This window comes from Microbacterium sp. P03 (assembly GCF_043556235.1).
Classification (GTDB): Bacteria; Actinomycetota; Actinomycetes; order Actinomycetales; family Microbacteriaceae; genus Microbacterium.
Map to the genome: position 1 here is coordinate 1 of NZ_JBIGIM010000006.1, position 26,039 is coordinate 26,039.

A 26,039-nucleotide genomic window follows, 5' to 3' on the forward strand; every position below is an offset into this window, starting at 1 on the left:
CGCTCCTGTGCGTGCGGCGGTCGCTCGGGGCGCGTGTCAGAAGCCTCGTGTGGGTGCCGACGGATGAATCAGCGGGGACTCGAACGCCGTTCTGGGAGGATGTTAGGGTTTCCTTACCTATCTACCTGGAGGATCCCCGTGCCCCGCACCCGCACCCGCCTCGCCGCAGCAATGGCGACCGCCGCAGCCGCCGCCCTACTTCTCGCCGGATGCTCCGGTGCGTCCGCGAGCGGTGAGACCGCCGCCGCGCCCGGTTCGTCCGACGGCTTCCCCGTCACGATCGAGCATGCGCTGGGTGAGACGACCATCGAATCCAAGCCCGAGCGCATCGCAACCGTCGCCTGGGCGAATCACGAAGTGCCGCTCGCTCTCGGCGTGGTCCCGGTCGGGATGAGCAAGGCCACCTGGGGAGACGACGACGGTGACGGAGTCCTGCCCTGGGTCGAGGACAAGCTCGAAGAGCTCGGTGCCGAGACGCCGGTGCTGTTCGACGAGACCGACGGGATCGACTTCGAAGCGGTGGCCGACACGCAGCCCGATGTGATCCTGGCCGCGTACTCCGGCCTGACGCAGGAGGATTACGACACCCTGTCGAAGATCGCGCCCGTCGTGGCGTACCCCGACGTGGCCTGGAGCACGTCCTACGAGGACATGATCACGATGAACTCGAAGGCGATCGGCCTGCCGACCGAGGGCGAGGCGCTCATCGAAGAGCTTCACACCGAGGTGCAGACCGCCCTCGCGGATTTCCCCGAGCTCGCCGAATCGACGGTGCTGTTCTCCTACTTCGATCCGGCCGATCTCAGCCAGATCGGCTTCTACACCAGCCATGACACCCGTCCCGGGTTCCTGGAGAGCCTCGGCATGCCGACCCCGACTGTCGTGGCCGACGAGACCGCGAAGAGCGATGCCTTCCTCGGCACGGTGAGCGCCGAAGAGGCCGACCGTTTCGACGATGTCGACGTGTTCGTCACCTACGGCGACGCCGACGGCGCGATCGTCGCGCAGATGCAGGCGGACCCCCTGCTCTCCCAGATCCCGGCCATCGCCGCCGGCCACGTCGCCGTCCTCGAGAACAGCACGCCGCTGGCCGCATCGGCGAACCCCTCGCCGCTCTCCATCGGCTGGGGCATCCACGACTACTTCGCGCTGCTCGCAGGCGCGCTGCGCTGATCACGTGACCGTCACGCAGACGCGCACACCGCTGCCGGACGCCGCACGCCTGCGTCGTCCGGCAGCGGTGCGTCTGGCGTGGCTGGGGGCGACCCTGGTTCTGGTCGCACTGCTCTGCGTGGCATCCGTGGCCTTCGGCACGCGCACCGTCTCGCTGACCGAGATCTTCGCGGCCCTCGGCGGCGACGTCAGCACCGTCGGTCAGGCGGCCGTCATCGCGCGAGTCCCGCGAACGGTCCTCGCCCTCCTGGTCGGAGCGGCGCTGGCGGTGTCGGGAGCCGCCATGCAGGCGGTCACCCGCAATCCGCTGGCCGACCCGGGCATCCTCGGCGTCTCGGGCGGCGCAGCGCTCGCGGTCGTCATCGGCATCGCCTTCTTCAGCGTCAGCAGCCCGTACACGACCATGGCGCTGTCGATCGTGGGTGCCGCGGGAGCCGCGGTGTTCGTCTACACGGTGGGCTCGCTCGGCGGCGGCGGCGCCACGCCGCTCAAGCTCGCGCTCGCGGGAGCAGCGACGTCCGCCGCGTTCATGTCGCTCGTGAGCGCCATCCTCCTGCCGCGCGCCGACATCATGGAGCAGTTCCGCTTCTGGCAGATCGGCGGCGTCGGCGGCGCGACCTGGGATCGCATCGGTATCGCGCTGCCCGTGCTCGCGGTCGGCGCACTCATCTGCCTCGCCACCGCGCGAGGGATGAACACCCTCGCCCTCGGCGACGATCTCGCCGCGGGACTCGGCGAGAAGGTGATGCGCACCCGGCTGGTCGCGTCCGCCGGGGCAGTGATCCTGTGCGGAGCCGCCACCGCGATCGCCGGTCCGATCGGCTTCGTCGGTCTGGTGATCCCCCACTTCTGCCGACTGCTCGTCGGCACCGACCACCGTTGGCTCATCCCCTTCTCCGCGCTCACCGGCGCCGGGCTGCTGGTCACGGCCGACATCATCGGCCGAGTGGTGGCGCGCCCGTCCGAGATCGAGGTCGGCATCATCACCGCTCTGGTCGGCGCACCCTTCTTCATCTGGATCGTGCGGCGCCAGAAAGTACGCGAGCTGTGAGCACCCGCCTGGCTCCGGCCCATTCCGCCGTGCAGGATGTCGCGAGAGGGCGCCGCCGCCGCACCCGGCGTCGTGCGCTCATCACGGGCGTGCTTGCGGCCGCCGTCCTCGTCGTGTTCGCGGCGTCGCTCATGGTCGGCAACACGTTCTACGGGCCCGGCGAAGTCCTCCGCGTGATGCTCGGGCAGACCGTGCCCGGGGCATCCTTCGCCGTGGGCGACCTCCGTCTGCCGCGCGCGACTCTGGGACTGCTGTCAGGTCTCTGCTTCGGCGTCGCGGGTGTCACCTTCCAGACGATGCTGCGCAACCCCCTGGCCTCGCCCGACATCATCGGCATCTCCGCCGGCGCCAGCGCCGCGGCGGTGATCGCCCTCATCGTGCTGTCGCTCGACGAGGCGACCGTTTCCGTGTTCGCGCTCGTCGGAGCTCTCCTCACCGCGGGAGCGATCTACCTCCTCTCGAATCGCGGTGGTTTCGCGGGCACCCGCCTCATCCTGATCGGCATCGGCGTGGCCGCCATGCTCGACAGCGTCGTCACCTATGTCCTCTCGCGCGCCGCCACCTGGGATCTGCAGACCGCCATGCGCTGGCTGACCGGCAGTCTCAACGGAGCCACCTGGCAGACGGTCGTCCCTGTCGCGATCGCCTGCCTGGTCCTCGTTCCGTTGCTCCTCTCGCAGGCCCGGGGGCTCGGCGTGCTCCGACTGGGCGACGACTCCGCTGCGAGTCTCGGCGTGCGCGTGGGTCGTACCCGCATGGTGCTCATCATCGCGGCCGTCGCCCTCCTGGCCATCGCGACCGCCGCGAGCGGGCCGATCGCCTTCGTCGCGTTCATGGCGGGTCCGATCGCCGCACGCATCGTCGGCCCGGGTTCCTCGCTGCTGATCCCGGCCGGATTCGTCGGTGCCCTGCTGGTGCTGACGGCCGACCTCATCGGGCAGTTCGCCTTCGACTCCCGGTACCCGGTCGGCGTCATCACCGGCGTGCTCGGCGCGCCCTATCTCATCTTCCTTCTCATCAGGATGAATCGTTCAGGAGGCGCGCTATGACGCACGCGCACAGTCTCGCGGCAGAGTCCGTGGTTCTCGGCTACGGCGACCGCACGATCGTCGACCACCTCGATCTGCAGATTCCGCCCGGCGAGATCACGGCCATCGTGGGGGCGAACGGATGCGGCAAGTCCACGCTTCTGCGTGCACTGGCGCGCCTGATCGCGCCACGATCCGGCCGGATCGTGCTCGACGGCAAGGCGCTGCACACCGGGCACTCGAAGGAGATCGCGCGCACGCTCGGGCTGCTGCCGCAGAGCCCGATCGCACCGGAGGGGATCGCGGTCGCCGACCTCGTGGGCCGCGGGCGCCACCCCCATCAGAAGCTGCTCGCCCGCTGGAACGACCGCGACTACCAGGTCGTGGCGGACGCCCTCGCCGCGACGGGCACGACCGATCTCGCGGACCGAGCCGTCGACGAGCTCTCCGGCGGCCAGCGCCAGCGGGTGTGGATCGCGATGGCCCTCGCGCAGGAGACCGACATCCTGCTGCTGGACGAGCCGACGACCTTCCTCGACGTGGCGCACCAGATCGAGGTGCTCGACCTGCTCACCGACCTCAACCGCGACCGGGGCACCACGATCGTCATGGTGCTGCATGACGTCAACCTCGCTGCCCGCTATGCCGACCATGTCTTCGCGATGCGGGAGGGGCAGATCATCGCCGAGGGGCGGCCGGGCGAGGTGATGACGGCGGAGCTCATCCGCGAGGTCTTCGATCTCGAGTGCGTCGTCATCCCCGATCCCGTCTCGGGCACGCCCATCGTCCTGCCGCGCGGCCGCCATCACGTCCTGCCCCGGGCTGTCGAGCCGGGCGCTGCCTCACGCTCCCCATCCGAACCGGAGATCTTCTCATGACGTCCACCGCCATCCGCACGGCACGCTTCTTCCGCGCCCGGGTCACGGCCATCACCGACCTCACGCCCAGCTTCCGCCGTTTCACCTTCGGTGGCGACGACCTCGCCGACTACGGCGACCCGGGTTTCGATCAGCGCGTCAAGGTGGTGTTCCCCGCGCCGGAGGCCGGCCTGGACACCATGCCCGTCGACGACGCCTGGTACGCCACGTGGCGCGACATGCCCGAGGATGCTCGGCCGACGTTCCGCACCTACACCACGCGAGCGGTGCGGAACCTCAGGAACGAGGTCGACATCGACATGGTCGCGCATGATGTGCTCGGTCCCGCGTCGGCGTGGATCGAGCAGGCGTCCGTCGGAGACGAAGTCCTGATCTGCGGGCCGACGACGGCGCACGAAGGTGTCAGCTTCGGCATCGACTTCGTTCCGCCGGCGCGGTCCGAGCGCATCCTTCTCGCCGGCGATGAGACGGCCGCGCCCGCGATCGCCGTGATCCTCGAGCAGCTCGCCGCGGACGCCCGCGGCACGGTGGTGCTCGAGGTCCCGCACGCCGACGACATCGCCTATCTGCCGCGGCACCCGGGTTTCGACTACGTCGTCGCAGCGCGCGGAGACGGTGCGCGGCACGCGCACCTCGTGCGGGCGGTGGAGGATGTGGCAGCGCAGCTCGTACCGGAGGGCAGAGGCGCCGAAGTCGAGGAGATCGACATCGACTCCGACATCCTCTGGGAGGTGCCGCGCACCGCGAAGGGCGGCGCCGCCCTCAAGAGCGCGCCGCTCTACGCGTGGCTCGCGGGCGAGGCCGGCGCGATCAAAGCACTGCGGCGGCACCTGGTCACCGATCACGGGGTCGACCGCCGTGCCGTCGCGTTCATGGGCTACTGGCGACTCGGTCGCGCCGAGAACTGAGCCGGGCGGTCAGTCCCCGCCCGTGTCGTGGACACGGCCGAGCCTGAGACCCGGGACGACCGCGCCGAGGGCGAGCACCAGTGCGATGCCGAACGCGGCCGCGAAGGCGACCCCGGTTCCCGCCAACGAGGTGAACACGAGCCCCATCACCGCGATCGCGGTCGCGGCGCCGATGGAATCGGCGATGGACAGTGCGGACGAATTGAAGCCCTGATTCTGCGGCCGCGAGTACGCGAGCGTCAGCACGGTCAGCCTCGGATACATCAACCCCATGCCCAGCCCCGACAGCGTCCAGCCGATGATGGCGACGGCGGCCGGCAGATGCAGGAGCGCGGTGAGGCCGGCGATCGCGATCGCGGCGGCCAGCTGCGTCGTGCCGAGAAGGGTGATACGGGCGTTGCCGATGCGGTCGCCGTGGCGGCCCTGCACCTGTGCGCCGAACGCCCAGGCGAGCGCCGAGGCCGTGAGCCCGAGACCGGCCCAGGTGGGTGAGAACTCGTATTCGTCGATGAGGAGGTACGGCACGTAGATCTCCGCGCCGAACAGTGCGCCCGCGATCAGGCCGCGCATCAGCACGACGCTCGGGAGACCACGGGCGATGCGCAGGGTGCCCGAGGGGAGGAGCGGCTTGATGGCGATCACGAGGAGAACAGCGGATGCGACGACCGCCGTCCCCGCCCATCCGCCGAGTTCACCCGAGACGCTGAGGAGCAGCGCGGCGACCGCCACGCCGACTGCCCACAGCAGACGACCGACCACGGGCTCGTGCACGGGATCGGCGGTGCGGACGTCGCGGCCGTGGAGGCGGGCGAGCACGGAGGCGAAAGCAGCGACGGTGAGGATCGCGACGCCCAGGAACACCCATCGCCAGTGCAGGTACTCCGTCACCGCTCCCGCGAGAAAGGGCCCGATCAGCGACGGGACCACCCACGCCGCCGAAAACGCCGCGAACACCCGTCCATGCAGGGCAGCCGGGTACACGCGCGCCACGACCACGTACAGGGCGACGGTCTGGCCGCCCGTACCGAGGCCCTGGATGAGCCGGCCGACCACCAGGGTCGGCATGTCACCCGCGAGGCCCGCCAGCGAGAGGCCGATCACGAACAGCACGACGGCGGTCGTGAGCGGAGCCACGGGCCCCGACCGATCGGCCCAGGCGCCGGCGGCGACCATTCCGATGACACTCGTCGCGAGGGTTCCCGAAAACGCCACGGCGTACAGTGCTGCCCCATCCAGATCTGCGCTGACCACCGGCATGACCGTCGTCACCGCCAGCGACTGCAGTGCAGCAAGGAAGATGAGCGCCACGGCACCCACCGTGACGGCGACGTACTCGGCGCTCCAGATGCCGGGCGGTGCGCTGCGATCGATTGCGCTCACGGCGCGCGGAGCGCACCGATACGCCTCACCGCCTCGGCGAGCAGGTCCGGGGAGCACGCGAAGTTGATACGCACGTGCCCGATCCCCTCGGTCCCGAAAAGCGGCCCGTGGTGGAGCGCGACTTTCGCGTCCCGCAGGATCCGACGAGACGGATTGTCTCCCCAGCCGTAGGCCGACACGTCCACCCACCCCAGGAACCCCGCCTCGGGCGGGAGGAAGCGGGCCTCGGGGAGGTGCTCGGCGAGCAGCCTGGCGAGCAGGCCCCGGCTCTCCAGGAGCGTCGCCCCGAGGCTGTCCAACCACTCGTCGCTCTCGATGGAATAGGCCGCGACGTTGGCCAGAGCTCCGAACAGACCGGTGCGCCACTCGACCTCCCAGGGCAGCGACTGCAGAACGCGCGCCTGTGCGGGGCCGCCGGCGATCATCACCGCGCACTTCAGACCGGCGAGGTTGAACGTCTTGCTCGCGCTCGTCACGGCGTACCCGACGCGGGATGCCGCGTCCGACGCGGCCAGGAACGGAACGAAGGCATGCGGAACGTGCGTGAGCGGGGCGTGGATCTCGTCGCTGACGACCACAGCTCCGAACCGTTCGGCGAGTTCGGCGAGTGCTGCCAGTGTCGCCGCGGAATGCACCGTCCCCGTCGGGTTGTGCGGGCTGCACAGCAGGACCGCGCGAGCGCCACGGATGAGGGCGGCTTCCAGGGCGGCCAGATCGATCTCCCATCCGGTCGTGGTGCGAGCGAGCGGGACACGCTCGACGACGCCACCCGCCTCCTCGACGGTGTCGAAGAACGGCGGGTAGACGGGAGGCATGACCACGACGCGGTCGCCCGGGTCGATGACGCGTCGGAGGATCTCGACGACGCCCATCATCACGTCGCCCGTCCAGCGGACCGTGGCGGGGTCGATGTGCCACCCCCACCGACGCTCGGCGAAACCGACGAACGCGTCGCTCACACCGGGCTGGGGAGGCGTGTAGCCGGTGTCTCCGAGCTCGACGGCGCGCGTGAGGGCGCGTGTGATGGCGGGGGCGAGGGCATAGTCGGTCTCGGCCACGAAGAGCGGCAGCACGTCCACGGGGTAGCGCCGCCATTTCGTGCTCGATCGCTGACGCAGCTCTTCGATCGGCAGCGCCTGAAGGAGTGTCGCGTTCACCGTTCGAGCCTATCGACGACGCTCCGTCGGCTTCGCCCCGCGCGTCGCAGAAGGACGCACGGGCCCACCCGACCTCGGGTGGGCGGCCCCGGGGTCAGATCGCGAAACCTAGAGCCCGCATCATGTCGCGCCCGTCGTCGGTGATCCGTTCCGGACCCCACGGCGGCATCCACACCCAGTTGATGCGGAAGCGGTCGACGACCGCATCGAGCGCCTGGGCGGTCTGCTCCTCGAGCACATCGGTCAGCGGACACCCGGCGGATGTCAGCGTCATGTGGATGACCAGCGCGTCGTTCTCGTCGTCCCAGGCGAGATCGTAGATGAGGCCGAGGTCGACGACGTTGATCCCCAGCTCGGGATCCATGACGTCTTTGAGAGCCTCGGTGACATCGTCGTACTTCTCGGGCGTGAGGGTCGCAGCCATGGCGGTGATCCTACGCGTCCAGGTCGGCGGAGCCCTCGAGCACCGGCTCGGTGAAGCGGTCGTAGCCCTCGTCCTCGAGGCGGGTGGCCAGTTCCGGACCGCCCTCCTCGACGATGCGACCCGCCACCATCACGTGGACGAAGTCGGGATGGATGTACCGCAGGATGCGCGTGTAGTGCGTGATGAGGAGCACGCCGAGGCCGGTCTCGGCCTTCGCGCGGTTGACCCCCTCGGAGACGATCTTCAACGCATCGACGTCGAGACCGGAGTCGGTCTCGTCGAGGACGGCGATCTGAGGGCGGAGCAGCTCGAGCTGGAGGATCTCGTGACGCTTCTTCTCGCCGCCGGAGAAGCCCTCGTTGACGTTGCGCTGAGCGAACTTCGGGTCCATCCGGAGGTTCTTCATCGACGCCTTGACGTCTTTCGTCCACGTGCGGATGGGCGGGGCCTCGCCGTCGATCGCGGTCTTCGCCGTGCGCAGGAAGTTCGTCACCGTCACGCCGGGGATCTCGACCGGGTACTGCATCGCGAGGAAGAGGCCCGCGCGCGCACGCTCGTCCACGGTCATCGCCAGCACATCGTCGCCGTCGAGGGTGATCGTTCCGCTCGTCACGGTGTACTTGGGGTGACCGGCGATCGTGTAGGCGAGGGTGGACTTGCCGGAGCCGTTGGGCCCCATGATGGCGTGCGTCTCGCCCGTGCGGATCGTGAGCGTGAGGCCGTTGAGGATGGGGGTGGTGCCGGCTTCCGTTTCGACCGTCACATGGAGGTCACGGATTTCGAGGACAGACATTCTGTGCTTCCTTCGTCGATTCGATTCGGTGGTCACGGTGCCTTGAGCACGGAGGGATCGATGAGCACATCGTCCCCCTCGATCGTGACGGCGTAGACCGGGACCGGTTCGTACGCGGGGAGGTTGAGGGGCTTGCCGGTGCGGAGCGAGAAGGCGGATCCGTGCGCCCAGCATTCGAGCGTGTCGCCTTCCACGAATCCCTCGGCGAGTGAGATGTCGCCGTGCGTGCAGGTGTCGCCGATGGCGTGGACCTCGCCGGCCGAGTCGAGCACCACGGCGATCGGCACGCCGTCCACTTCGAAGCGGACCGCGGCATCCTGCTCGAGCTCGCTGAGCGCACAGACGCGCGACGCACTCACGAGGAGGCTCCCGCGACCAGATGCTCGGAGGCGAGAAGCTCGCGTTCGATCGCCAGGTTGATGCGGTCCTCGAGTTCGGTCACCCCGATGCGCTGGACGATCTCGGCGAGGAATCCGCGGACGACCAGGCGACGCGCCTCCGACTCCGAGATGCCGCGCGACTGGAGGTAGAAGAGCTGCTCGTCGTCGAAACGACCGGTTGCACTCGCGTGACCGGCCCCGCGGATGTCGCCGGTCTCGATCTCGAGGTTCGGGATGGACTCGGCGCGAGCGCCGTCCGTGAGCACCAGATTGCGATTCGCCTCGTAGGAGTCTGTCCCGGTGGCGTTCGGACCGATGAGGACGTCCCCGATCCACACGCTGCGCGCAGACTCCCCCTGGAGCGCGCCCTTGTACAGCACGTTGCCACGCGTCTCGGCGCCTTTGTGGTGCAGATACACCTGGCTCTCGAGATGCTGCCCGGCATCGGCGAAGCTGAGACCGAACAGGTCACCGGACGAGCCGGTGCCCGCCAGTTCGACGGAGGGGTTGATACGGGCGACGCCGCCGCCGAGGCTGACAACGATGTGGCGCAGGTTGGCATCGCGGTCGACGCGAGCCTGGTGCGCCGAGGCGTGCACTGCGTCGTCAGCCCAGTCCTGCACCGTGATGACCGTGAGGTGCGCCCCGTCGCGGACGACGATCTCGACGTTCTGCGCGAACTCGGCCGACCCCGTGTGCTCGAGGATCACCGTGGCGACCGACTGCGGCATCGCTTCGATGATCAGGTGCGCGGTGCCCTTGCGGCCCGCGCCCGATCCTTCGATGCGCACCCGGATCGGGTCCTCGAGTTCGCGACCTGCGGGAACACGGAGGTGCAGAGCGTCTGCCGACCGGGTCCAGGCGATGGCACTGGCGCGGTCCTCGGGGCGGAAGACCTCTCCGCGCACCGGTGCGTCCCACCCCGTCGAATCGACGATGATCCCCGCGGGCGCATCGACGTCGTAAGTCAGCGCGCCGGCATCCGACTCCTCGTCCTGGAAGATCGTGCCGAGACGTGCGACCGGAACATGCTTCCAGTTGACCTCGCGACCGGTCGGGACGGGGAAGTCCGCGACCGCATAAGACCAGGGACGGTCGGATCGGGTCTGCACGGGGACGAAAGCACCGTCGGAGTGCGCAGTGCTGCCCGCGACAGGTGCCCCCGACGGTGTGGTCGCCGGGGCTTGGGTGAGCGAGACCATCAGCCCACGGACCCTTCCATGCCCATCTCGATGAGCTTGTTCAGTTCCATGGCGTACTCCATCGGGAGCTCGCGGGCGATGGGCTCGATGAAGCCGCGGACGATCATGGCCATGGCCTCGTCCTCCGGCATGCCCCGACTCATCAGGTAGAACAGCTGCTCCTCGCTGACCTTCGAGACCGTGGCCTCGTGGCCGAGCTGCACGTCGTCGACACGGATGTCGATCGACGGATACGTGTCGGAGCGCGAGATCGAGTCCACGAGCAGCGCGTCGCAGCGGACCGTGTTGGCCGAGTGGTGCGCGTTCGCCTCGACCCGCACCTCGCCGCGGTAGCCCGCACGACCGCCGCCGCGCGCGATCGACTTCGACACGATGGATGACTGCGTGTACGGCGCCATGTGAACCATCTTGGCGCCGGCGTCCTGGTGCTGACCGGGCCCTGCGAAGGCTACGGAGAGTGTCTCGCCCTTGGCGTGCTCGCCGACCAGGAAGATCGACGGGTACTTCATGGTGACCTTCGACCCGATGTTGCCGTCGATCCATTCCATCGTGGCGCCCTCGTGCGCGATCGCGCGCTTCGTCACGAGGTTGTAGACGTTGTTCGACCAGTTCTGGATCGTCGTGTAGCGCACACGCGCATTCTTCTTCACGATGATCTCGACGACCGCGGAGTGCAGCGAGTCGCTCTTGTAGATCGGCGCCGTGCAGCCCTCGATGTAGTGGACGTAGGAGTCCTCGTCGGCGATGATCAGCGTCCGCTCGAACTGGCCCATGTTCTCGGTGTTGATGCGGAAGTAGGCCTGCAGCGGAATCTCGACGTGCACGCCCTTCGGGACGTAGACGAACGATCCGCCCGACCACACCGAGGTGTTCAGCGCCGCGAACTTGTTGTCGCCGGAGGGGATCACGGTGCCGAAGTACTCTTCGAAGAACTCCGGGTGCTCGCGGAGCGCCGTGTCGGTGTCCATGAAGATGACACCCTGCTCTTCGAGGTCCTCGCGGATCTGGTGGTACACCACCTCGGACTCGTACTGCGCGGCGACGCCGGCGACCAGCCGCTGACGTTCGGCTTCGGGGATGCCGAGGCGTTCGTAGGTGTTGCGGATCTCCTCGGGGAGCTCCTCCCACGTGGTCGCCTGCTTCTCGGTCGAACGCACGAAGTACTTGATGTTGTCGAAATCGATGTCACTGAGGTCTGCACCCCACGTCGGCATCGGCTTGCGACCGAACAGGTCAAGCGCCTTGAGGCGGTTCTTGAGCATCCATTCGGGCTCGTTCTTGAGCGCGGAGATCCCGCGCACGACGCTCTCGCTGAGTCCGCGCTGCGCAGCGGCTCCCGCGGCATCCGCGTCGTGCCATCCGAACTCGTATTGGCCGAGACTTGCGAGCTCGGGTCGATCGATCAGCACATCAGACATGAAGTCACTCTCCTCTGGGCCACAACGGTGTCATCCGCCCCGGCATTCCGCTTCCCAGGAAGTCCGGGGAGTGGGATGCCGCTGGTGGGCCCTCTCAAGTGGCGCCGTCTTGCGCGCCTACACTGTCAGTGGAGCGGATCGCTGAAATCATCCGCATCCCGACCCCCCGATTCTACAGGCTTCGCCGTCCCCCGGGCAGACGGAGCCACCTCCCCGCTCCCGCGGGGCGCGTCGCACCTGAAGGCGAGACAGCATGTCCGCGGACCGCACCATCGACACCCGTCCATCGCTCCTGCGAGCGCTCCGAGACCGGCTGCCCCGCACGATCGACCGGCGGGTGGTCGTCGCCGCCTGGGCGACCCTCGTGGTGCAGATCGGCATCGTCGGCACGGGCGGCCTGGTCCGTCTGACGGGCTCGGGTCTCGGATGCCCGACCTGGCCGGAATGCACAAACGGCTCCCTCGTGGCGACACCGGAAATGGGCATCCACGGTGTCATCGAGTTCGGCAACCGCCTGCTGACTTTCGTCCTGGCGATCGTGGCGATCGCCATGTTCCTGTTCGTGGTGCGGATGCGGCGCACACGGCGCGATCTGTTCTGGCTCGCCCTGGTGATCGGCCTGTACATCCCGCTGCAGGCGGTGCTGGGCGGTATCACGGTGCTGACGAACCTGAACCCGTACGTCGTCGGCCTCCACTTCTTCGCGTCCGCGATCCTGGTGGCGCTGTCCGCGCTCCTCGTGGCGCGGGTGTACGCCGTGCCGGGCCCGCGCGCCCGCGCGGTCCCCCGGTGGTATTCGACGCTCGCCTGGGCGACGGCTGTCCTGACGGTGATCACGGTCGTCGTCGGCATCCTCGTCACCGGGTCCGGTCCGCACGCCGGTGACGGCGGCGCCTCGAGGAACGGGCTCGACCCCGAGCTCATGCAGCACGTGCACTCCTGGCCCGCCTATGCGACGTTCGGACTCACTCTGGCGCTGCTCATCGGCGCACGCTGGACGGGTGCCGCCCAACGGCTCACCCTGTGGGCGACGCTGTTGCTGTCGGTGGAGGTGGTGCAGATCGTCGTCGGTGTGTGGCAGGCGCGCACCGGGCTGCCGATCGTGCTGGTGAACATCCACATGGTGCTCGCGATGCTGCTTGTCGCGGCGATGACCGCCGCGCTCGTGCACCTCACGCAGGCCGTCTCTCCTGTTCCCCTCGCCCCCGCGGACGACGAGGTCTCGGACCGCATGCGTCCCGGCTCTGCGGCGCCGGCGATCCGTCGCTGACGACGCGGCCGTGCGCGCGCACCCCCTTCGCCGATCGGCGTGCCGAGGGCGCCCGTCGCCGTCGCTCCCGATCCGCGCGGTCGGGGCGCGCACAGCCCACGCATAGGATGCGGAGAGGATCCGCATGGGTAGAGACCCCAGGCTGACCGAAGCCGCACTCGATGCGGCTCCCCCACCGCAAGGAGCATCACACATGTCCGTTCGTCCCCGCCTGATCCGCAGCATCCCGTTCTGGGTGCTCCTCATCGGCTCGATCGCCAGCGCCGCACTCGGCATCTGGCTCGTGCTCGACAAGATCGGCACCATGACCTCCACGATCACCGACGGCAGCGCCACAGGTGTCGAGGTGTACGCAGGCCAGGCCTGGGTCACCGTCGGGGCAGGCCTCCTCACCGCCGGTCTGATCGGCCTCGTGCTGGTGCTCACCCTGGCCGTCGTCCGGTCGTTCCTGCCCGCGGCCGTCGTCGAGGAGATCGAGATCGCGGCGTCCGACGACTTCGACGAGGACCTCGACACCCTCCCCGCCGCCGCCCCCGCGGCGGCAGCCCCGTTCACCGACACGGACACCGTGGTGGAGGTCGACGACGCCGACGGTCGGATCGTGGGATACGAGCCCGCGCCCCGGACGCAGACCGATGCCGGAGAGACCACCGGCGCCCGCTGAATCCAGAACACGCGCCGCGGCGCCGTGCGTGAGGGTCCTCTGGCCGCCCGGACGCGCCCGACCCGTCGCCCGCGTCCGGCCGACCAGCGGACCGTGACGGCGACCGCTAGAACGGCAGCAGTGGGTCGATCGCGATCGAGACGAACAGAAGCGTCAGATACGTGATCGACGCGTGGAACACCCGCATGGGCCGCGGCTCGGTTCCGCGGACCGCCCGCGTGTAGAGACGGTGCGACTCGTAGACGAACCACCCGCCGAACACCAGCGCCGACACCGTGTACACCAGGCCCATCGACGCCACCGGGATCAGCAGCAGGGAGCAGGCCACTGTCGCCCACGCGTACAGGATCACCTGGAGCCCCACCTGCGAACCGCTGCGTGTGGCGCCCAGCATGGGAACGTCCACGTCCTCGTACTGATCCTTGTACTTCATCGACAGGGGCCAGTAGTGCGGCGGCGTCCAGAGGAACACGAGCGCGAACAGGATCATCGGCGTCCACGCCAGCGATCCCGTGACCGCGGTCCATCCGATCAGAACGGGGAAGCAGCCGGCGATCCCGCCCCACACGATGTTCTGCTCGGTGCGGCGCTTGAGGATCATCGTGTAGATCACGACGTAGAAGAAGATGGCGCCGACGGACAGCACGGCCGCGAGCCAATTCGTCGTCAGGGCGAGCCAGACGGTGGATGCCGCGGCCAGCGTCCACGCGAAGACGAGCGCGCCGCGCGGCGACACTTCGCCGGTCACGAGGGGCCGATTGACGGTGCGCTGCATGTGCGCGTCGATGTCGCGGTCGAGGTACATGTTGAACGTCGCGGCCGACCCGGCGCTGAGCGATCCGCCGACGACGGTCGCGAGCACGAGCCACAGGTCGGGGAGCCCGCCCTGCGCGAGGATCATGACGGGGACGGTCGTCACCAGCAGCAGTTCGAGCACGCGCGGCTTCGTGAGGGCGACGTACGCGCGGACCTTGCGACCGAAGGTGCGACCAGCGACCGGAACGGTCGCCGTCGACGGGACTGAGATGCCCGTCGAGATGTCCATTTTCCCCCGTTGTACCGCCGCCGTGAAGACGCTCCAAGTCTAGGGCATGAGCATCCACGGTCGATCCGAGGAGGCGTCCGTCGTGGCCCCGCATCGCCGAAGGCGGGGTGGTGGATGCGTAACACCCATGACCCCGGCGACGCAAGGGTCGTCGCACAACGACGCTTCCCCCCATTGCCGCGGGCGCCTTCGCTATGCTGAAAACACGCGCGCCCATGCGCCGTTCCCCCCTTTCTCCTCACGGATGTCAGCTGCGGACGGGCTGGTCTGGGCGCTTCCTCGAGAAAGGCGGCCGGGTGTCGGCTCTGCAGTGGGATGAAATCGATCGGCGCTCCGTGGACACGGTTCGTGTTCTGGCAGCGGATGCAGTGGAGAAGGTCGGCAACGGCCACCCCGGCACGGCGATGAGCCTCGCGCCCGCCGCGTACCTCCTCTATCAGCGGGTGATGCGGCACGACCCGTCGGACACGCACTGGGTGGGGCGCGACCGCTTCGTCCTCTCGGTCGGGCACTCGTCGCTCACCCAGTACATCCAGCTCTACCTGGGTGGGTTCGGTCTCGAGCTGAAAGATCTCGAAGAGCTGCGCACGTGGGGCTCGCTGACTCCGGGCCACCCGGAGTACGGGCACACGAAGGGTGTCGAGATCACCACGGGTCCGCTCGGTCAGGGTCTGGCGTCGGCCGTCGGGTTCGCGTACGCCGCACGGTACGAGCGCGGACTCTTCGATCCGGATGCTGCGGCCGGAACGTCACCGTTCGACCACTTCGTCTACGTCATCGCGGGTGACGGCGACCTGCAGGAGGGTGTCACCTCCGAGGCATCCTCCCTCGCCGGTCACCAGGAGCTCGGCAACCTGATCGCGATCTACGACTCCAATCAGATCTCGATCGAGGACGACACGAACGTCGCCTTCACCGAAGACGTCGCGAAGCGCTACGAGGCGTACGGCTGGCACGTGCAGACGGTCGACTGGAAGAAGACGGGCCAGTACGTCGAGGACGTCGCCGAGCTGAACGCGGCGATCGACGCCGCGAAGGGCGAGACCGCGAAGCCGTCGATCATCATCCTGAAGACGATCATCGGCTGGCCCTCCCCCGGAAAGCAGAACTCCGGCAAGATCCACGGCTCCGCCCTCGGCGGCGACGAGCTGAAGGCGACCAAGGAGGTCCTCGGGTTCGACCCGGAGAAGTCCTTCGTCGTCGCCGACGACGTGCTCGCGCACACCCGCGAACTCGTCGAACGCGGAGCAGCCGAGCACGCCGAGTGGCAGGTCGGGTTCGATGCCTGGGCAGACGCCAACCCCGAGGCCAAGGCCCTGTTCGATCGCCTCTACGCCGGCGAGCTCCCGGAGGGCATCGCCGATGCGCTTCCCGTGTTCGAGGCGGGGAAGGACGTGTCGACCCGCGCGGCATCCGGAACGGTCATCAACGCGCTCGCTGCGGAACTGCCCGAGCTCTGGGGCGGATCGGCGGACCTCGCGGAATCCAACCTCACGACGATCAAGGACGCGAAGTCGTTCATCCCGGCGGAATGGTCCACCCACGAGTGGACGGGCAGCCCCTACGGTCGCGTGCTGCACTTCGGCATCCGCGAGCACGCCATGGGCGCCATCATCAACGGCATCAAGCTGCACGGCCCGACACGGCCGTTCGGCGGTACGTTCCTGATCTTCTCCGACTACATGCGCCCGCCCGTGCGTCTCGCAGCGCTCATGAACATCCCGTCGCTGTTCGTGTGGACGCACGACTCGGTCGCCCTCGGCGAGGACGGTCCCACCCACCAGCCGATCGAGCAGCTCGCGACGCTCCGGGCGATCCCGAACTTCGCCGTCGTCCGCCCCGCGGACGCGAACGAGACCGCGGTCGTCTGGCTCGAACTCCTGCGCCGCAACGCCGGACCCGCCGGTCTCGCGCTGACCCGTCAGAACATCCCGGTGTTCGCCCGGGGCAAGGGCGAGGCGACCGACGACACGTTCGCCTCGGCCGACCTCGCCGTCAAGGGCGCCTACGTGCTGGCCGAGGCGCCGGGCGGAACGCCCGACGTGATCCTCATCGCGACGGGCTCCGAAGTGCAGCTGGCCGTCGATGCGCGCGAGACCCTGGCCGGTGAAGGCGTGAACGCCCGGGTCGTCTCGGTGCCCTCGCTCGAGTGGTTCGACGAGCAGGATGCCGCCTACCGGGAGTCGGTGCTTCCCGCCGCCGTGAAGGCTCGAGTCTCGGTCGAGGCCGGGATCGCGCTCACCTGGCGTGACATCGTCGGCGACGCCGGCCGCTCGATCTCGATCGAGCACTTCGGCGCCTCTGCCGACTACAAGACCCTTTTCCAGAAATTCGGCATCACGACCGAAGCCGTCATCGCGGCGGCGCGCGAGAGCATCGCCGCCGCCGGCACGAGCAACTCCGAGGAGAACGCATGAGCACCCCCACCGCAGACCTTTCCGCCGCAGGCGTGAGCATCTGGCTCGACGACCTGTCGCGGTCGCGCATCACGTCCGGCAACCTGCAGGAGCTCATCGACACCCGTAACGTCGTCGGGGTCACCACCAACCCGACGATCTTCCAGGGTGCGATCTCGGCCGGCATCGGCTACGAAGAGGCGATCTCCGCCCAGGCGGCGAAGGGGGCGAGCGCCGACGACACGATCTTCTCCCTGACGACCACCGATGTCCGCAGCGCGTGCGACATCTTCCGTCCGATCTATGACGCGACGAACGGCGTGGACGGGCGCGTGTCGATCGAGGTCTCCCCCGACCTCGCCCACGACACCGATGCGACGACGGCTCAGGCCGCAGAGCTGCACAAGGCCGTCGATCGCCCGAACGTGCTCATCAAGATCCCCGCCACGAAGGCGGGCCTCCCGGCCATCACCGAGACCATCGCAGCGGGCATCAGCGTCAACGTCACGCTGATCTTCAGCCTCGAGAGGTACAACGACGTGATCGATGCGTACCTCGCCGGGCTGGAGCGGGCGCGGGACGCGGGCATCGACCTGGCCGGCATCCACTCCGTCGCATCGTTCTTCGTGTCGCGCGTCGACACGGAGGTCGACAAGCGCCTCAAGGCCATCGGCACGGACGAGGCGACCGCGCTGCTGTCCAAGGCCGGCATCGCCAACGCGCGCCTGGCCTATGAGCTCTACGAGCAGAAGTTCGCCGAGGAACGCGCTACCGACCTTCAGGCGCTGGGCGCCAACCCGCAGCGTCCGCTGTGGGCATCGACGGGCGTCAAGGATCCCGCACTTCCGGACACCCTGTACGTGACGGAGCTCGTCGCGGAGGGGACCGTGAACACGATGCCCGAGAAGACCCTTCAGGCGACGTTCGATCACGGCGTCATCACCGGTGACACGATCACGGTCAACTACGCGGACGCGCACGCCGTCATCGACGGTCTCGCCGCCGTCGGCATCGACATCGCCGATGTCACGCAGGTGCTCGAGGACGAGGGCGTCGAAAAGTTCATCGCTTCCTGGCACGATCTGCAGGAGACGACGGCGGCCGCGTTGAAGGACGCCTCCGAGGCCGCACGTTGAGCTTTGACATCCACCTCACCGGGCGGGTCAAGTCGGTCGTCGACCAGACCCTCCCGGCGCTGATCGCCGATCTGGTCGCATCAGGCATCACGGCGCAGGACTCGTCACTGTGGGGAGCCGCCGCCGAGGCGGGGGCAGCCCACCGTCTGGGCTGGGTCGAGGCGGTGAGCGTCTCGCGCCCGCTGGTGCCCGAGATCGATGCGCTCCGCGCTCAGTACGTGACCGCCGGCGTCACGCGCGTCGTGCTCGCCGGAATGGGGGGCTCCTCACTCGCTCCCGAGGTCATCGCGCAGACGGCCGGTGTTCCGCTGGTCATCCTGGACACGACCTCCCCCGGTCAGGTCCTCGCGGCGATCGACGGCGACAGCGAGTCGGGCGGACTCGAGCAGACCGTCCTCGTCGTCTCCTCGAAGTCGGGCTCGACCGTCGAGACGGACTCCGCGAAGCGGGCGTTCGAGGCGGCTTTCCGAGACCTCGGCATCGATCCGCTCGAGCGGATCGTCGTCGTCACCGATCCCGGCTCACCGCTCGACGAGACCGCCAGAGCGGACGGATACCGTGTGTTCAACGCCGACCCGACCGTGGGCGGGCGCTATTCGGCGCTCACGGCGTTCGGTCTCGTGCCCAGCGGCCTCGCGGGCGTGGACATCTCCGAACTGCTCGACGAGGCCGAGGCCACGCTCCTCGAGGTCGCGATCGACAGTCCCGAGAATCCCGCCCTGGTGCTGGCCGCAGCGATCGCGGGCGGTGAGCCCCGGCGCGACAAGCTCGGACTGATCACCGACGGAACCCACATCGTCGGACTCCCCGACTGGATCGAACAGCTCGTCGCCGAGTCGACGGGCAAGAACGGCACCGGCATCCTTCCGGTCGTGCTTCTGCCCGTCTCGCCCGAACTGGACTCCCTGCCCGAAGATCTGCAGATCGTGCGTCTGGTCGACGAGGCGAATCAGTTCCACTTCCGCGAGCACCATCACGGCGAGGTGCTGATCAGCGGCTCTCTCGGCGCGCAGTTCATCGTGTGGGAATACGCGACCGCGATCGCCGGACGGATGCTGGGGATCGATCCGTTCGATCAGCCCGATGTCGAATCGGCGAAGGTCGCCACCCGAGGTCTGCTCGACGCACGCCCCGAACGTTCTGCACCGGCCTTCGTCGCGGACGGCGTCGAGGTCCGCACCTCCGATCCCGCACTCGCAGCCTCCGGCACGATCGCGGGCGTGCTCGACGCACTCTGGGCGCGGATCCCCGCCGACGGCTACGTCAGTGTCCAGGCGTATGTCGATCGTCTGCGCGTGGACCGGCTGCAGGGGCTGCGCGAGCTCGTCGCCGCCGACTCCGGCCGGCCCACGACCTTCGGCTGGGGACCGCGGTTCCTGCACTCCACCGGGCAGTTCCACAAGGGAGGTCCGGCTACGGGCGTGTTCCTCCAGATCCTCGAGCGCACCGACGTCGATCTGGAGATTCCCGGCCGTCCGTTCACCTTCGGCCAGCTGATCGAGGCGCAGGCCGCCGGAGACGCCGGGGTGCTCGCCGAGCAGCACGGCCGACCGGTCGTCACGCTGACCCTGACGGATCCACAGATCGAAGTACTGACACTTTTCGAGGCGGCGCAGTAGACATGGTCATCGACATCACCCGCGGCCACAACCCGCTCCGCACCCCCGACGATCGCCGGCTCAACCGCATCGCCGGGCCGAGTGCGCTGGTCATCTTCGGCGTCACCGGCGACCTGTCGCGCAAGAAGCTCATGCCCGCGGTGTACGACCTGGCCAATCGCGGTCTGCTGCCGCCCGGTTTCGCACTCGTGGGGTTCGCCCGCCGCGACTGGGAGGACGAGGACTTCGCCGACGTCGTGCACGAGGCCGTCAAGCAGCACGCGCGCACCGAGTACCGCGAGGAGACCTGGAAGCAGCTGCTCGAGGGCATCCGCTTCGTCTCCGGTGAATTCGACAACGAGGAATCGTTCGCCAAGCTGCGCGAGACGGTCGAGAAGCTCGATGTCGAACGCGGCTCCATGGGAAACCACGCCTACTACCTCTCGATCCCGCCGAAGGACTTCCCGCTCGTCGCGAAGCAACTGAAGGCTTCGGGGCTGGTGGACGACACCGCCGACGAACCCGACCGCTGGCGCCGCGTGGTCATCGAGAAGCCGTTCGGTCACGATCTGGCCTCCGCGCGGGCGCTCAACGACGCTCTGCGCTCTGCCTTCCCCGCCGACTCGATCTTCCGCATCGACCACTACCTCGGCAAGGAGACGGTGCAGAACATCCTGGCGCTCCGCTTCGCGAACGAGCTGTTCGAGCCGATCTGGAACCGCAACTACGTCGATCACGTGCAGATCACCATGGCCGAGGACATCGGCGTGGGCGGCCGTGCCGGGTACTACGACGGCATCGGAGCGGCACGCGATGTCATCCAGAATCATCTGCTCCAGCTGATGGCCCTCACCGCGATGGAGGAGCCCATCACCTTCCAGGCCAAAGACCTGCGCGCCGAGAAGGAGAAGGTGCTCGCGGCCGTCACGCTTCCGGCGGACCTCTCCCAGTCCACCGCGCGCGGGCAGTACGCGGGCGGGTGGCAGGGCGGCGAGCACGTCACCGGGTTCCTCGAAGAAGACGGGATGAATCCCGAATCGACGACCGAGACGTACGCCGCCGTCAAGCTCGAGGTGAACACGCGCCGCTGGTCCGGCGTGCCCTTCTATCTCCGCACCGGCAAGCGGCTCGGCCGCCGGGTCACCGAGATCGCGGTGGTCTTCAAGCGTGCTCCGCAGCACCTGTTCACGCGCAACCAGACGTCCGAGCTCGGCCAGAACGCGCTGGTCATCAGGGTCCAGCCCGACGAGGGCATCACGATCCGCTTCGGCTCCAAGGTCCCCGGCGCGGGCACCGAGGTGCGCGACGTCACGATGGACTTCGGCTACGGCCACGCTTTCACCGAAGCCAGCCCCGAGGCCTACGAGCGGCTCATCCTCGATGTGCTGCTCGGCGATCCCCCGCTCTTCCCCCGCCACGAGGAGGTCGAGCTCAGCTGGAAGATCCTCGACCCGATCGAGGACTTCTGGGCGGCCCAGGGCGGCGCGCTCGACCAGTACTCGCCGGGCTCGTGGGGCCCCGACTCCGCGGACGAGCTCCTCGCCCGCGATGGACGCGTCTGGAGGCGCCCGTGATCGTCGATCTGCCCGATACGAATGTCAGCAAGATCAGCCGTGCGCTGGTCAGCGTGCGCGAAGAAGGCGGCGTCGTCGCTCTCGGACGCGTTCTCACCCTGATGATCGCCACGCGCCAGGGCCGCGAGGAGGCCGTGATCGAGGCCGCCAACGACGCGTCCCGAGAGCACCCGATGCGGGTGATCGTCCTCATGATCAACGACGACCCGGATGCGCCCTCGCGTCTCGACGCGCAGATCCGCGTCGGCGGTGACGCCGGGGCGAGCGAGGTCATCGTGCTGAATGCGTCCGGCGCCGCGGCCTCCAACGAGGAGAGCCTCGTCACCGGCCTGCTCCTGCCGGATGCGCCGGTCGTGGTGTGGTGGCCGGACCACCCGCCGACGACACCGTCCACCTCGCCGCTCGGCAAGATCGCCCAGCGAAGGATCACGGATGCCTCGACCCGCCCGTACGACGCGCACCGTCTGAGCGACCTCGGGGAGCATCACGCCCCCGGAGACACCGATCTCGCATGGACGCGCCTCACGCACTGGCGCGAGCAGCTCGCGGCCGTGCTCGACCAGCCGCCGTACGAGGCGGTCACGGGGGTCAGCGTCAGCGGCGCGAGCACGTCGCCGTCGACGGCTCTTCTCGCGGCCTGGCTGCGTCTGATGCTGGACGTGCCGGTCGAGTGGGAGTACCTCCCCGAAGAGGAATGGCGCGACGGCATCCGCTCCGTGCGCCTGACCCGTGCGTCATCGGACGTCGTCCTCGAGCGCTCATCGGCCTCGATCGCCTGCCTCCACCAGGGCGGGCAGCCCGACCACGACCTCGTCCTCCCGCGTCGCACGCTCCGGGAATGCCTGGCCGAGGAGCTCCGCCGCCTCGATCCGGACGTCCTGTATGGTCGAGTGATCACCGAGGGCTGGGAGCTTCTGGGTCCGCCTCTGAGCCGGGAGTCCGATGGCTGAGTACAACGTCGAGAAGCGCGTGGTGATCAGTCCTGATCCTGCGCACCTGGCGGAATCCGTCGCAGCTCGTTTCCTCCAGCGCGTCTCGAAGGGCGTGCAGGCCGGCGACACCGTGCACATCTCGCTGACCGGGGGGACGAGCGGCATCGCCGTGCTTCGTGCCGCCTCCGCGAGCAAGAAGTGCGCCAAGATCGATTGGTCGCGCGTGCACTTCTGGTGGAGCGATGAGCGGTTCGTCGGTCGCGATGATCCCGACCGCAACGAGAAGCAGGCACGCGACGCGTTCCTGGACTCCCTCGACATCCCGGCCGCGAACATCCACGCGATGGCCTCCAGCGACGGCCACCTCGATCTGGACGCGGCCGCCGTCGCCTACGCCGACGAGCTGGCGCAATTCGCACCCGCCGACCGCTCCGAGACGGGCGCGTGGCCCTCGTTCGACATCTGCTTCCTCGGAGTGGGACCGGACGGGCACATCGCCTCACTGTTCCCCGATCGCGCCGAGATCGGCATCGTCGACGAAGCGGTCGTCGCCGTGCGCGACTCCCCGAAGCCACCCCCCGAGCGCATCTCGTTCACGCGTCCGGTGATCAATTCGTCGCAGCGCGTCTGGATGGTCATGGCGGGCGCCGACAAGGCATCCGCGCTCGGTCTCGCCCTCGCCGGGGCGAACTATCGCAGCGTGCCCGCAGCCGGAGCCAAGGGCCGCAAGCGGACGATCCTGTTCGTCGACCAGGCGGCGGCCGCCCAGGTGCCACCTGAACTCATCGACGGCGAGTACTGACCGTCCGGAGAATGCGAAGAGCGGATGCCACCTGGCATCCGCTCTTCGCATTCCACCGTCGTATCGGCTACTGACCCCGTCGTTCGCGGAGCTGCTGCAGGGCGTCGTCGAGGAGGGTTTCAGCCTCTTCCTCGGTGCGGCGCTCCTTCACGTAGGCGAGGTGCGTCTTGTAGGGCTCGGACTTCGACAGGGCCGGCGGGTTCGCCTTGTCGCGTCCGGCCGGCAGTCCGGAGTGCGGGGAGTCGATCGTCTCGGGGATCTCCTCCTCGGTGATGCCGGCCGCGAAGTAGCGGACCGTCTCATTGCCGAGGGCATCCCAGTAAGAGATCGCCACGCGATCGGCGTGGAAGCCGTGGTCCTGCTCGCCCATGGGTCCGGCACCGACGCGCGTGCCGCGGATGGCGTTGCCTCCCGTGGCCATCAGATGCCCTGGAACTTCGTGATGAGCCCGAGGGCGACGATCGACACGAACCACGCCAGGGCGAGCACCACCGTGAACCGGTTGAGATTGCGCTCGGCGAGCCCGGAGGAGCCCATCGCCGAGGACATGCCACCGCCGAACATGTCGGAGAGGCCGCCACCGCGACCCTTGTGCAGAAGGATGAGGAGCGTCAGCAGGAGGCTCGTGATACCGAGCAGAACCTGCAGGACGAACTGGAGGATGTCCACAGTCGTTGAAGCCTTTCGCCGCGATCGTGCGGATCGCACAGGGGTCAAGTATACGGGTCGGGCCCCGACGCCGTGCAGAGCCCACCGACGAGACAGGTCCGGTCCCGCACCGCGGTGACCGGACCTGTCTCGGCGTTCAGACGCCGACGTGCTTCTGGAACCGGATGATCGCGGCGAACTCGTCGACGACCAGGCTCGCGCCGCCCACGAGGGCGCCGTCGACGTCGGGTTCGCGCATGTAGCTCGCGATGTTCCCCGACTTGACCGAACCGCCGTAGAGCACGCGGGTGCGGGCCGCGGCATCCGCTCCGAGCTTCTCGCCGATCACGCTGCGCAGCTTGGCGCAGACATCCTGCGCCTGCTCGGGGGTGGCCGCCTGGCCGGAGCCGATCGCCCACACCGGTTCGTACGCCACCACGATGTCGGCGTCGGCCGGAACGCCTTCCAGCGCCACCTCCAGCTGTCCGACCGGCACGGCGCTCGCCCCGAATCTGTCGAGGTCCTCCGCCGTCTCGCCGACGCAGATCACCGGCACCAGTGCGTGCCGCAGAGCCGCCTGGACCTTCGCCGCCACGACCTCGTCGGATTCGGCGTGGTATTCGCGGCGCTCCGAGTGGCCGATGATGACGTAGCCGCAGTCGAGCTTCGCCAGGAACTGTCCGGAGATCTCCCCCGTGTAGGCACCGGAGTCCTTCGTCGACAGGTCCTGCGCACCGAGCGAGAACGGGATCTTGTCGGCGTCCAGCAGCGTCTGCACGGTGCGCAGATCGGTGAACGGCGGGAAGATGCCCACCTCGACCGATCCGTCCTCGTGCTTCGCGTCCTTCAACGTCCAGTGCAGCTTCTGCACCGTGGCGACCGCCTGCAGGTGGTCGAGGTTCATCTTCCAGTTGCCTGCGATGAACGGGGTGCGCGCACGCGGCGCGCCCGTGGGATCTGTCACGACCATCCGAGGACCTCCAGTCCGGGGAGCTTCTTGCCTTCGAGGAACTCGAGGCTGGCGCCCCCGCCCGTGGAGATGTGGCCGAACTGGTCATCGGTGAATCCCAGCTGGCGCACGGCCGCGGCGGAGTCACCGCCACCCACCACGCTGAGGCCATCGACCTCGGTGAGCGCCTGCGCGACCGCCTTCGTTCCCGCCGCGAACGGCGCGAGCTCGAAGACGCCCATCGGGCCGTTCCAGAACACCGTCCTGCTGCCCCGGATCGCCTCGGCGAACGCAGCGGCCGTGTCGGGGCCGATGTCCAGACCGAGTCCGGATGCTCCGAACGGCGTCTCCTCGATGGCGTCGGCCGCCGTCACGACATGGTCGGCGTCGGCGCTGAAGCTCGCTGCGACGACGACGTCGGTCGGCAGCACCAGCTCCACGCCGCGCTCCCGGGCCTCGTCGATGTAGCCCTTGACGATGTCGAGCTGGTCGACCTCGAGGAGGCTCGCGCCGACCTTGTGGCCGGCGGCGGCGAGGAACGTGAACAACATGCCGCCGCCGACCAGGAGACGGTCGACGCGCGGAAGCAGGTGCGAGATGACCCCGAGCTTGTCGCTGACCTTCGATCCGCCGAGGACGACCGTGTACGGGCGCTCGGGTTTCTCGGTGAGGCGGTCGAGGACGTCGAGCTCGGTCGCGATCAGCAGGCCCGCAGCCGACGGGAGGATCTCGGCCAATTCGTAGACGCTCGCCTGCTTGCGGTGCACGACACCGAAGCCGTCCGAGACGAGAGCGTCGCCCAGCGTCGCGAGCTGCTCGGCGAACTCCGTGCGCTCCCCCGCGTCCTTCGACGTTTCACCGGGATTGAACCTCAGGTTCTCGATGACCGCCACGCCGCCGTCCTCGAGAGCGGCAACGGCCTCCTGGGCGGACTCCCCCACGGTGTCGCGGGCGAACGCCACCGGGGAGCCGAGCAGCTCGGACAGCCGCTGGGCGACCGGCTCGAGGCTGTATTCCGGATTGGGTTCGCCGTCGGGGCGACCCAGGTGCGAGCAGACGACGAGGCGGGCGCCCTGGTTGATGAGGGCGTTCAGAGTGGGAAGCGACGCACGCACGCGCCCGTCGTCCGTGATGACCCCGTCCCGCAAGGGGACGTTGAGGTCGCAACGGACGACGACGCGCTTGCCTGCGAGCGACCCCAGCGAATCGAGGGTGCGCAGAGCCATGATGATC

25 protein-coding genes are annotated in these 26,039 nt (G+C 68.7%); 13 read left to right on the forward strand and 12 right to left on the reverse strand.

Going from position 1 to position 26,039, the window contains the following annotated elements; translation table 11 throughout:
• The first annotated feature begins 171 nt into the window (after positions 1-171).
• Genes ACFXOO_RS14290 through ACFXOO_RS14310 form a run of 5 tightly spaced genes read left to right on the forward strand, consistent with a single transcriptional unit; the run spans position 172 to position 5,038 of the window.
• A complete protein-coding gene (locus ACFXOO_RS14290; RefSeq protein ID WP_378850215.1) occupies positions 172-1,173 on the forward strand; it encodes an iron-siderophore ABC transporter substrate-binding protein in 1,002 nt (333 codons plus the stop codon).
• A gap of 4 nt (positions 1,174-1,177) precedes the next feature.
• A complete protein-coding gene (locus ACFXOO_RS14295) occupies positions 1,178-2,224 on the forward strand; it encodes a FecCD family ABC transporter permease (protein WP_378850210.1) in 1,047 nt (348 codons plus the stop codon).
• On the forward strand, positions 2,221-3,273 hold the full coding sequence (locus tag ACFXOO_RS14300; protein WP_378839994.1) for a FecCD family ABC transporter permease: 1,053 nt from the start codon (positions 2,221-2,223) through the stop codon (positions 3,271-3,273). The genes ACFXOO_RS14295 and ACFXOO_RS14300 overlap by 4 nt, the downstream gene beginning before the upstream one ends.
• Complete coding sequence (locus ACFXOO_RS14305) at positions 3,270-4,130, forward strand: ABC transporter ATP-binding protein (protein WP_378839997.1); 861 nt, start codon at positions 3,270-3,272, stop codon at positions 4,128-4,130. Before ACFXOO_RS14300 ends, ACFXOO_RS14305 begins: the two co-directional genes overlap by 4 nt.
• Positions 4,127-5,038 (forward strand): siderophore-interacting protein, encoded by a 912-nt coding sequence (locus ACFXOO_RS14310; protein WP_378840000.1) that lies wholly within the window; start codon positions 4,127-4,129, stop codon positions 5,036-5,038. The genes ACFXOO_RS14305 and ACFXOO_RS14310 overlap by 4 nt, the downstream gene beginning before the upstream one ends.
• A 9-nt stretch (positions 5,039-5,047) precedes the next feature.
• Here the strand turns inward: ACFXOO_RS14310 and ACFXOO_RS14315 are convergent, their stop codons facing one another.
• The 7 genes from ACFXOO_RS14315 to sufB all read right to left on the reverse strand — a co-directional run bounded on the left by ACFXOO_RS14315 (position 5,048) and on the right by sufB (position 11,792).
• Positions 5,048-6,418 carry an MFS transporter gene (locus tag ACFXOO_RS14315; RefSeq protein WP_394563925.1) on the reverse strand — a complete coding sequence of 457 codons (1,371 nt, stop codon included), beginning with the start codon at positions 6,416-6,418 and terminating at the stop codon, positions 5,048-5,050.
• Positions 6,415-7,575 (reverse strand): MalY/PatB family protein, encoded by a 1,161-nt coding sequence (locus ACFXOO_RS14320; protein WP_394563927.1) that lies wholly within the window; start codon positions 7,573-7,575, stop codon positions 6,415-6,417. The genes ACFXOO_RS14315 and ACFXOO_RS14320 overlap by 4 nt, the downstream gene beginning before the upstream one ends.
• A gap of 94 nt (positions 7,576-7,669) precedes the next feature.
• Positions 7,670-7,999 carry a metal-sulfur cluster assembly factor gene (locus ACFXOO_RS14325; protein WP_394563928.1) on the reverse strand — a complete coding sequence of 110 codons (330 nt, stop codon included), beginning with the start codon at positions 7,997-7,999 and terminating at the stop codon, positions 7,670-7,672.
• A gap of 10 nt (positions 8,000-8,009) precedes the next feature.
• Positions 8,010-8,792: a Fe-S cluster assembly ATPase SufC gene (gene sufC / locus ACFXOO_RS14330; RefSeq protein WP_378840011.1), complete on the reverse strand. Its 783-nt coding sequence runs from the start codon at positions 8,790-8,792 to the stop codon at positions 8,010-8,012.
• Positions 8,793-8,824: 32 nt separating this feature from the next.
• Positions 8,825-9,151, reverse strand: coding sequence for a non-heme iron oxygenase ferredoxin subunit (locus tag ACFXOO_RS14335; protein ID WP_378840013.1), 327 nt, complete (start codon positions 9,149-9,151; stop codon positions 8,825-8,827).
• Positions 9,148-10,374 carry a Fe-S cluster assembly protein SufD gene (gene sufD, locus ACFXOO_RS14340; protein ID WP_378850194.1) on the reverse strand — a complete coding sequence of 409 codons (1,227 nt, stop codon included), beginning with the start codon at positions 10,372-10,374 and terminating at the stop codon, positions 9,148-9,150. Before sufD ends, ACFXOO_RS14335 begins: the two co-directional genes overlap by 4 nt.
• Positions 10,374-11,792, reverse strand: a complete 1,419-nt coding sequence (gene sufB / locus ACFXOO_RS14345) for a Fe-S cluster assembly protein SufB (RefSeq protein WP_378840018.1) — start codon at positions 11,790-11,792, stop codon at positions 10,374-10,376. Before sufB ends, sufD begins: the two co-directional genes overlap by 1 nt.
• Before the next feature lie 253 nt (positions 11,793-12,045).
• Between sufB and ACFXOO_RS14350 the strand changes: the two genes are divergently transcribed.
• Positions 12,046-13,062 carry a heme A synthase gene (locus tag ACFXOO_RS14350; protein ID WP_394563930.1) on the forward strand — a complete coding sequence of 339 codons (1,017 nt, stop codon included), beginning with the start codon at positions 12,046-12,048 and terminating at the stop codon, positions 13,060-13,062.
• Between the two features lie 193 nt (positions 13,063-13,255).
• The gene (locus tag ACFXOO_RS14355) at positions 13,256-13,726 is read left to right on the forward strand and encodes a hypothetical protein (protein ID WP_378840023.1); all 471 of its coding nucleotides are present in this window, start codon (positions 13,256-13,258) and stop codon (positions 13,724-13,726) included.
• 106 nt (positions 13,727-13,832) lie between these two features.
• On the opposite strand, the gene ACFXOO_RS14360 is transcribed toward ACFXOO_RS14355, so the two are convergent.
• Entirely contained in the window at positions 13,833-14,771 is a 939-nt protein-coding gene (locus ACFXOO_RS14360) for a heme o synthase (RefSeq protein ID WP_394563931.1), read from the reverse strand.
• 296 nt (positions 14,772-15,067) lie between these two features.
• On the opposite strand from ACFXOO_RS14360, the gene tkt reads away from it, so the two are divergent.
• From tkt to pgl, 6 genes are read left to right on the forward strand one after another with little or no spacing between them, the layout of a single operon-like run.
• Complete coding sequence (gene tkt, locus ACFXOO_RS14365) at positions 15,068-17,188, forward strand: transketolase (protein WP_394563932.1); 2,121 nt, start codon at positions 15,068-15,070, stop codon at positions 17,186-17,188.
• Positions 17,185-18,303, forward strand: a complete 1,119-nt coding sequence (gene tal / locus ACFXOO_RS14370) for a transaldolase (RefSeq protein ID WP_378850179.1) — start codon at positions 17,185-17,187, stop codon at positions 18,301-18,303. The genes tkt and tal overlap by 4 nt, the downstream gene beginning before the upstream one ends.
• Positions 18,300-19,922, forward strand: a complete 1,623-nt coding sequence (locus ACFXOO_RS14375; RefSeq protein WP_394563933.1) for a glucose-6-phosphate isomerase — start codon at positions 18,300-18,302, stop codon at positions 19,920-19,922. Before tal ends, ACFXOO_RS14375 begins: the two co-directional genes overlap by 4 nt.
• 2 nt (positions 19,923-19,924) lie before the next feature.
• Positions 19,925-21,475, forward strand: coding sequence for a glucose-6-phosphate dehydrogenase (gene zwf / locus ACFXOO_RS14380; protein ID WP_394563934.1), 1,551 nt, complete (start codon positions 19,925-19,927; stop codon positions 21,473-21,475).
• Complete coding sequence (locus ACFXOO_RS14385; protein ID WP_378840036.1) at positions 21,472-22,425, forward strand: glucose-6-phosphate dehydrogenase assembly protein OpcA; 954 nt, start codon at positions 21,472-21,474, stop codon at positions 22,423-22,425. Before zwf ends, ACFXOO_RS14385 begins: the two co-directional genes overlap by 4 nt.
• Complete coding sequence (gene pgl, locus ACFXOO_RS14390; protein WP_378840038.1) at positions 22,418-23,209, forward strand: 6-phosphogluconolactonase; 792 nt, start codon at positions 22,418-22,420, stop codon at positions 23,207-23,209. Before ACFXOO_RS14385 ends, pgl begins: the two co-directional genes overlap by 8 nt.
• A 67-nt stretch (positions 23,210-23,276) precedes the next feature.
• Here pgl and ACFXOO_RS14395 read toward each other — a convergent pair whose 3' ends face one another.
• The 4 genes from ACFXOO_RS14395 to ACFXOO_RS14410 form a co-directional block, all read right to left on the reverse strand.
• Positions 23,277-23,630 (reverse strand): RNA polymerase-binding protein RbpA, encoded by a 354-nt coding sequence (locus tag ACFXOO_RS14395; RefSeq protein ID WP_378840040.1) that lies wholly within the window; start codon positions 23,628-23,630, stop codon positions 23,277-23,279.
• The gene (gene secG / locus ACFXOO_RS14400; protein ID WP_378840042.1) at positions 23,630-23,878 is read right to left on the reverse strand and encodes a preprotein translocase subunit SecG; all 249 of its coding nucleotides are present in this window, start codon (positions 23,876-23,878) and stop codon (positions 23,630-23,632) included. Before secG ends, ACFXOO_RS14395 begins: the two co-directional genes overlap by 1 nt.
• 136 nt (positions 23,879-24,014) lie before the next feature.
• A complete protein-coding gene (gene tpiA / locus ACFXOO_RS14405; protein WP_378840044.1) occupies positions 24,015-24,821 on the reverse strand; it encodes a triose-phosphate isomerase in 807 nt (268 codons plus the stop codon).
• Positions 24,818-26,032, reverse strand: coding sequence for a phosphoglycerate kinase (locus ACFXOO_RS14410; protein WP_394563935.1), 1,215 nt, complete (start codon positions 26,030-26,032; stop codon positions 24,818-24,820). Before ACFXOO_RS14410 ends, tpiA begins: the two co-directional genes overlap by 4 nt.
• Between the last annotated feature and the right edge of the window lie 7 nt (positions 26,033-26,039).

Excerpts from the sequence above, each read along its gene's own strand:
- zwf (WP_394563934.1), top strand. The coding sequence starts at position 19,925 with ATGGTCATCGACATCACCCGCGGCCACAACCCGCTCCGCACCCCCGAC.
- ACFXOO_RS14360 (WP_394563931.1), bottom strand. The coding sequence starts at position 14,771 with ATGGACATCTCGACGGGCATCTCAGTCCCGTCGACGGCGACCGTTCCG.
- ACFXOO_RS14305 (WP_378839997.1), top strand. The coding sequence starts at position 3,270 with ATGACGCACGCGCACAGTCTCGCGGCAGAGTCCGTGGTTCTCGGCTAC.
- sufC (WP_378840011.1), bottom strand. The coding sequence starts at position 8,792 with ATGTCTGTCCTCGAAATCCGTGACCTCCATGTGACGGTCGAAACGGAA.
- ACFXOO_RS14290 (WP_378850215.1), top strand. The coding sequence starts at position 172 with ATGGCGACCGCCGCAGCCGCCGCCCTACTTCTCGCCGGATGCTCCGGT.
- sufB (WP_378840018.1), bottom strand. The coding sequence starts at position 11,792 with ATGTCTGATGTGCTGATCGATCGACCCGAGCTCGCAAGTCTCGGCCAA.
- sufD (WP_378850194.1), bottom strand. The coding sequence starts at position 10,374 with ATGGTCTCGCTCACCCAAGCCCCGGCGACCACACCGTCGGGGGCACCT.
- pgl (WP_378840038.1), top strand. The coding sequence starts at position 22,418 with ATGGCTGAGTACAACGTCGAGAAGCGCGTGGTGATCAGTCCTGATCCT.
- ACFXOO_RS14325 (WP_394563928.1), bottom strand. The coding sequence starts at position 7,999 with ATGGCTGCGACCCTCACGCCCGAGAAGTACGACGATGTCACCGAGGCT.
- tal (WP_378850179.1), top strand. The coding sequence starts at position 17,185 with ATGAGCACCCCCACCGCAGACCTTTCCGCCGCAGGCGTGAGCATCTGG.
- ACFXOO_RS14395 (WP_378840040.1), bottom strand. The coding sequence starts at position 23,630 with ATGGCCACGGGAGGCAACGCCATCCGCGGCACGCGCGTCGGTGCCGGA.
- ACFXOO_RS14310 (WP_378840000.1), top strand. The coding sequence starts at position 4,127 with ATGACGTCCACCGCCATCCGCACGGCACGCTTCTTCCGCGCCCGGGTC.
- ACFXOO_RS14355 (WP_378840023.1), top strand. The coding sequence starts at position 13,256 with ATGTCCGTTCGTCCCCGCCTGATCCGCAGCATCCCGTTCTGGGTGCTC.
- ACFXOO_RS14410 (WP_394563935.1), bottom strand. The coding sequence starts at position 26,032 with ATGGCTCTGCGCACCCTCGATTCGCTGGGGTCGCTCGCAGGCAAGCGC.
- ACFXOO_RS14350 (WP_394563930.1), top strand. The coding sequence starts at position 12,046 with ATGTCCGCGGACCGCACCATCGACACCCGTCCATCGCTCCTGCGAGCG.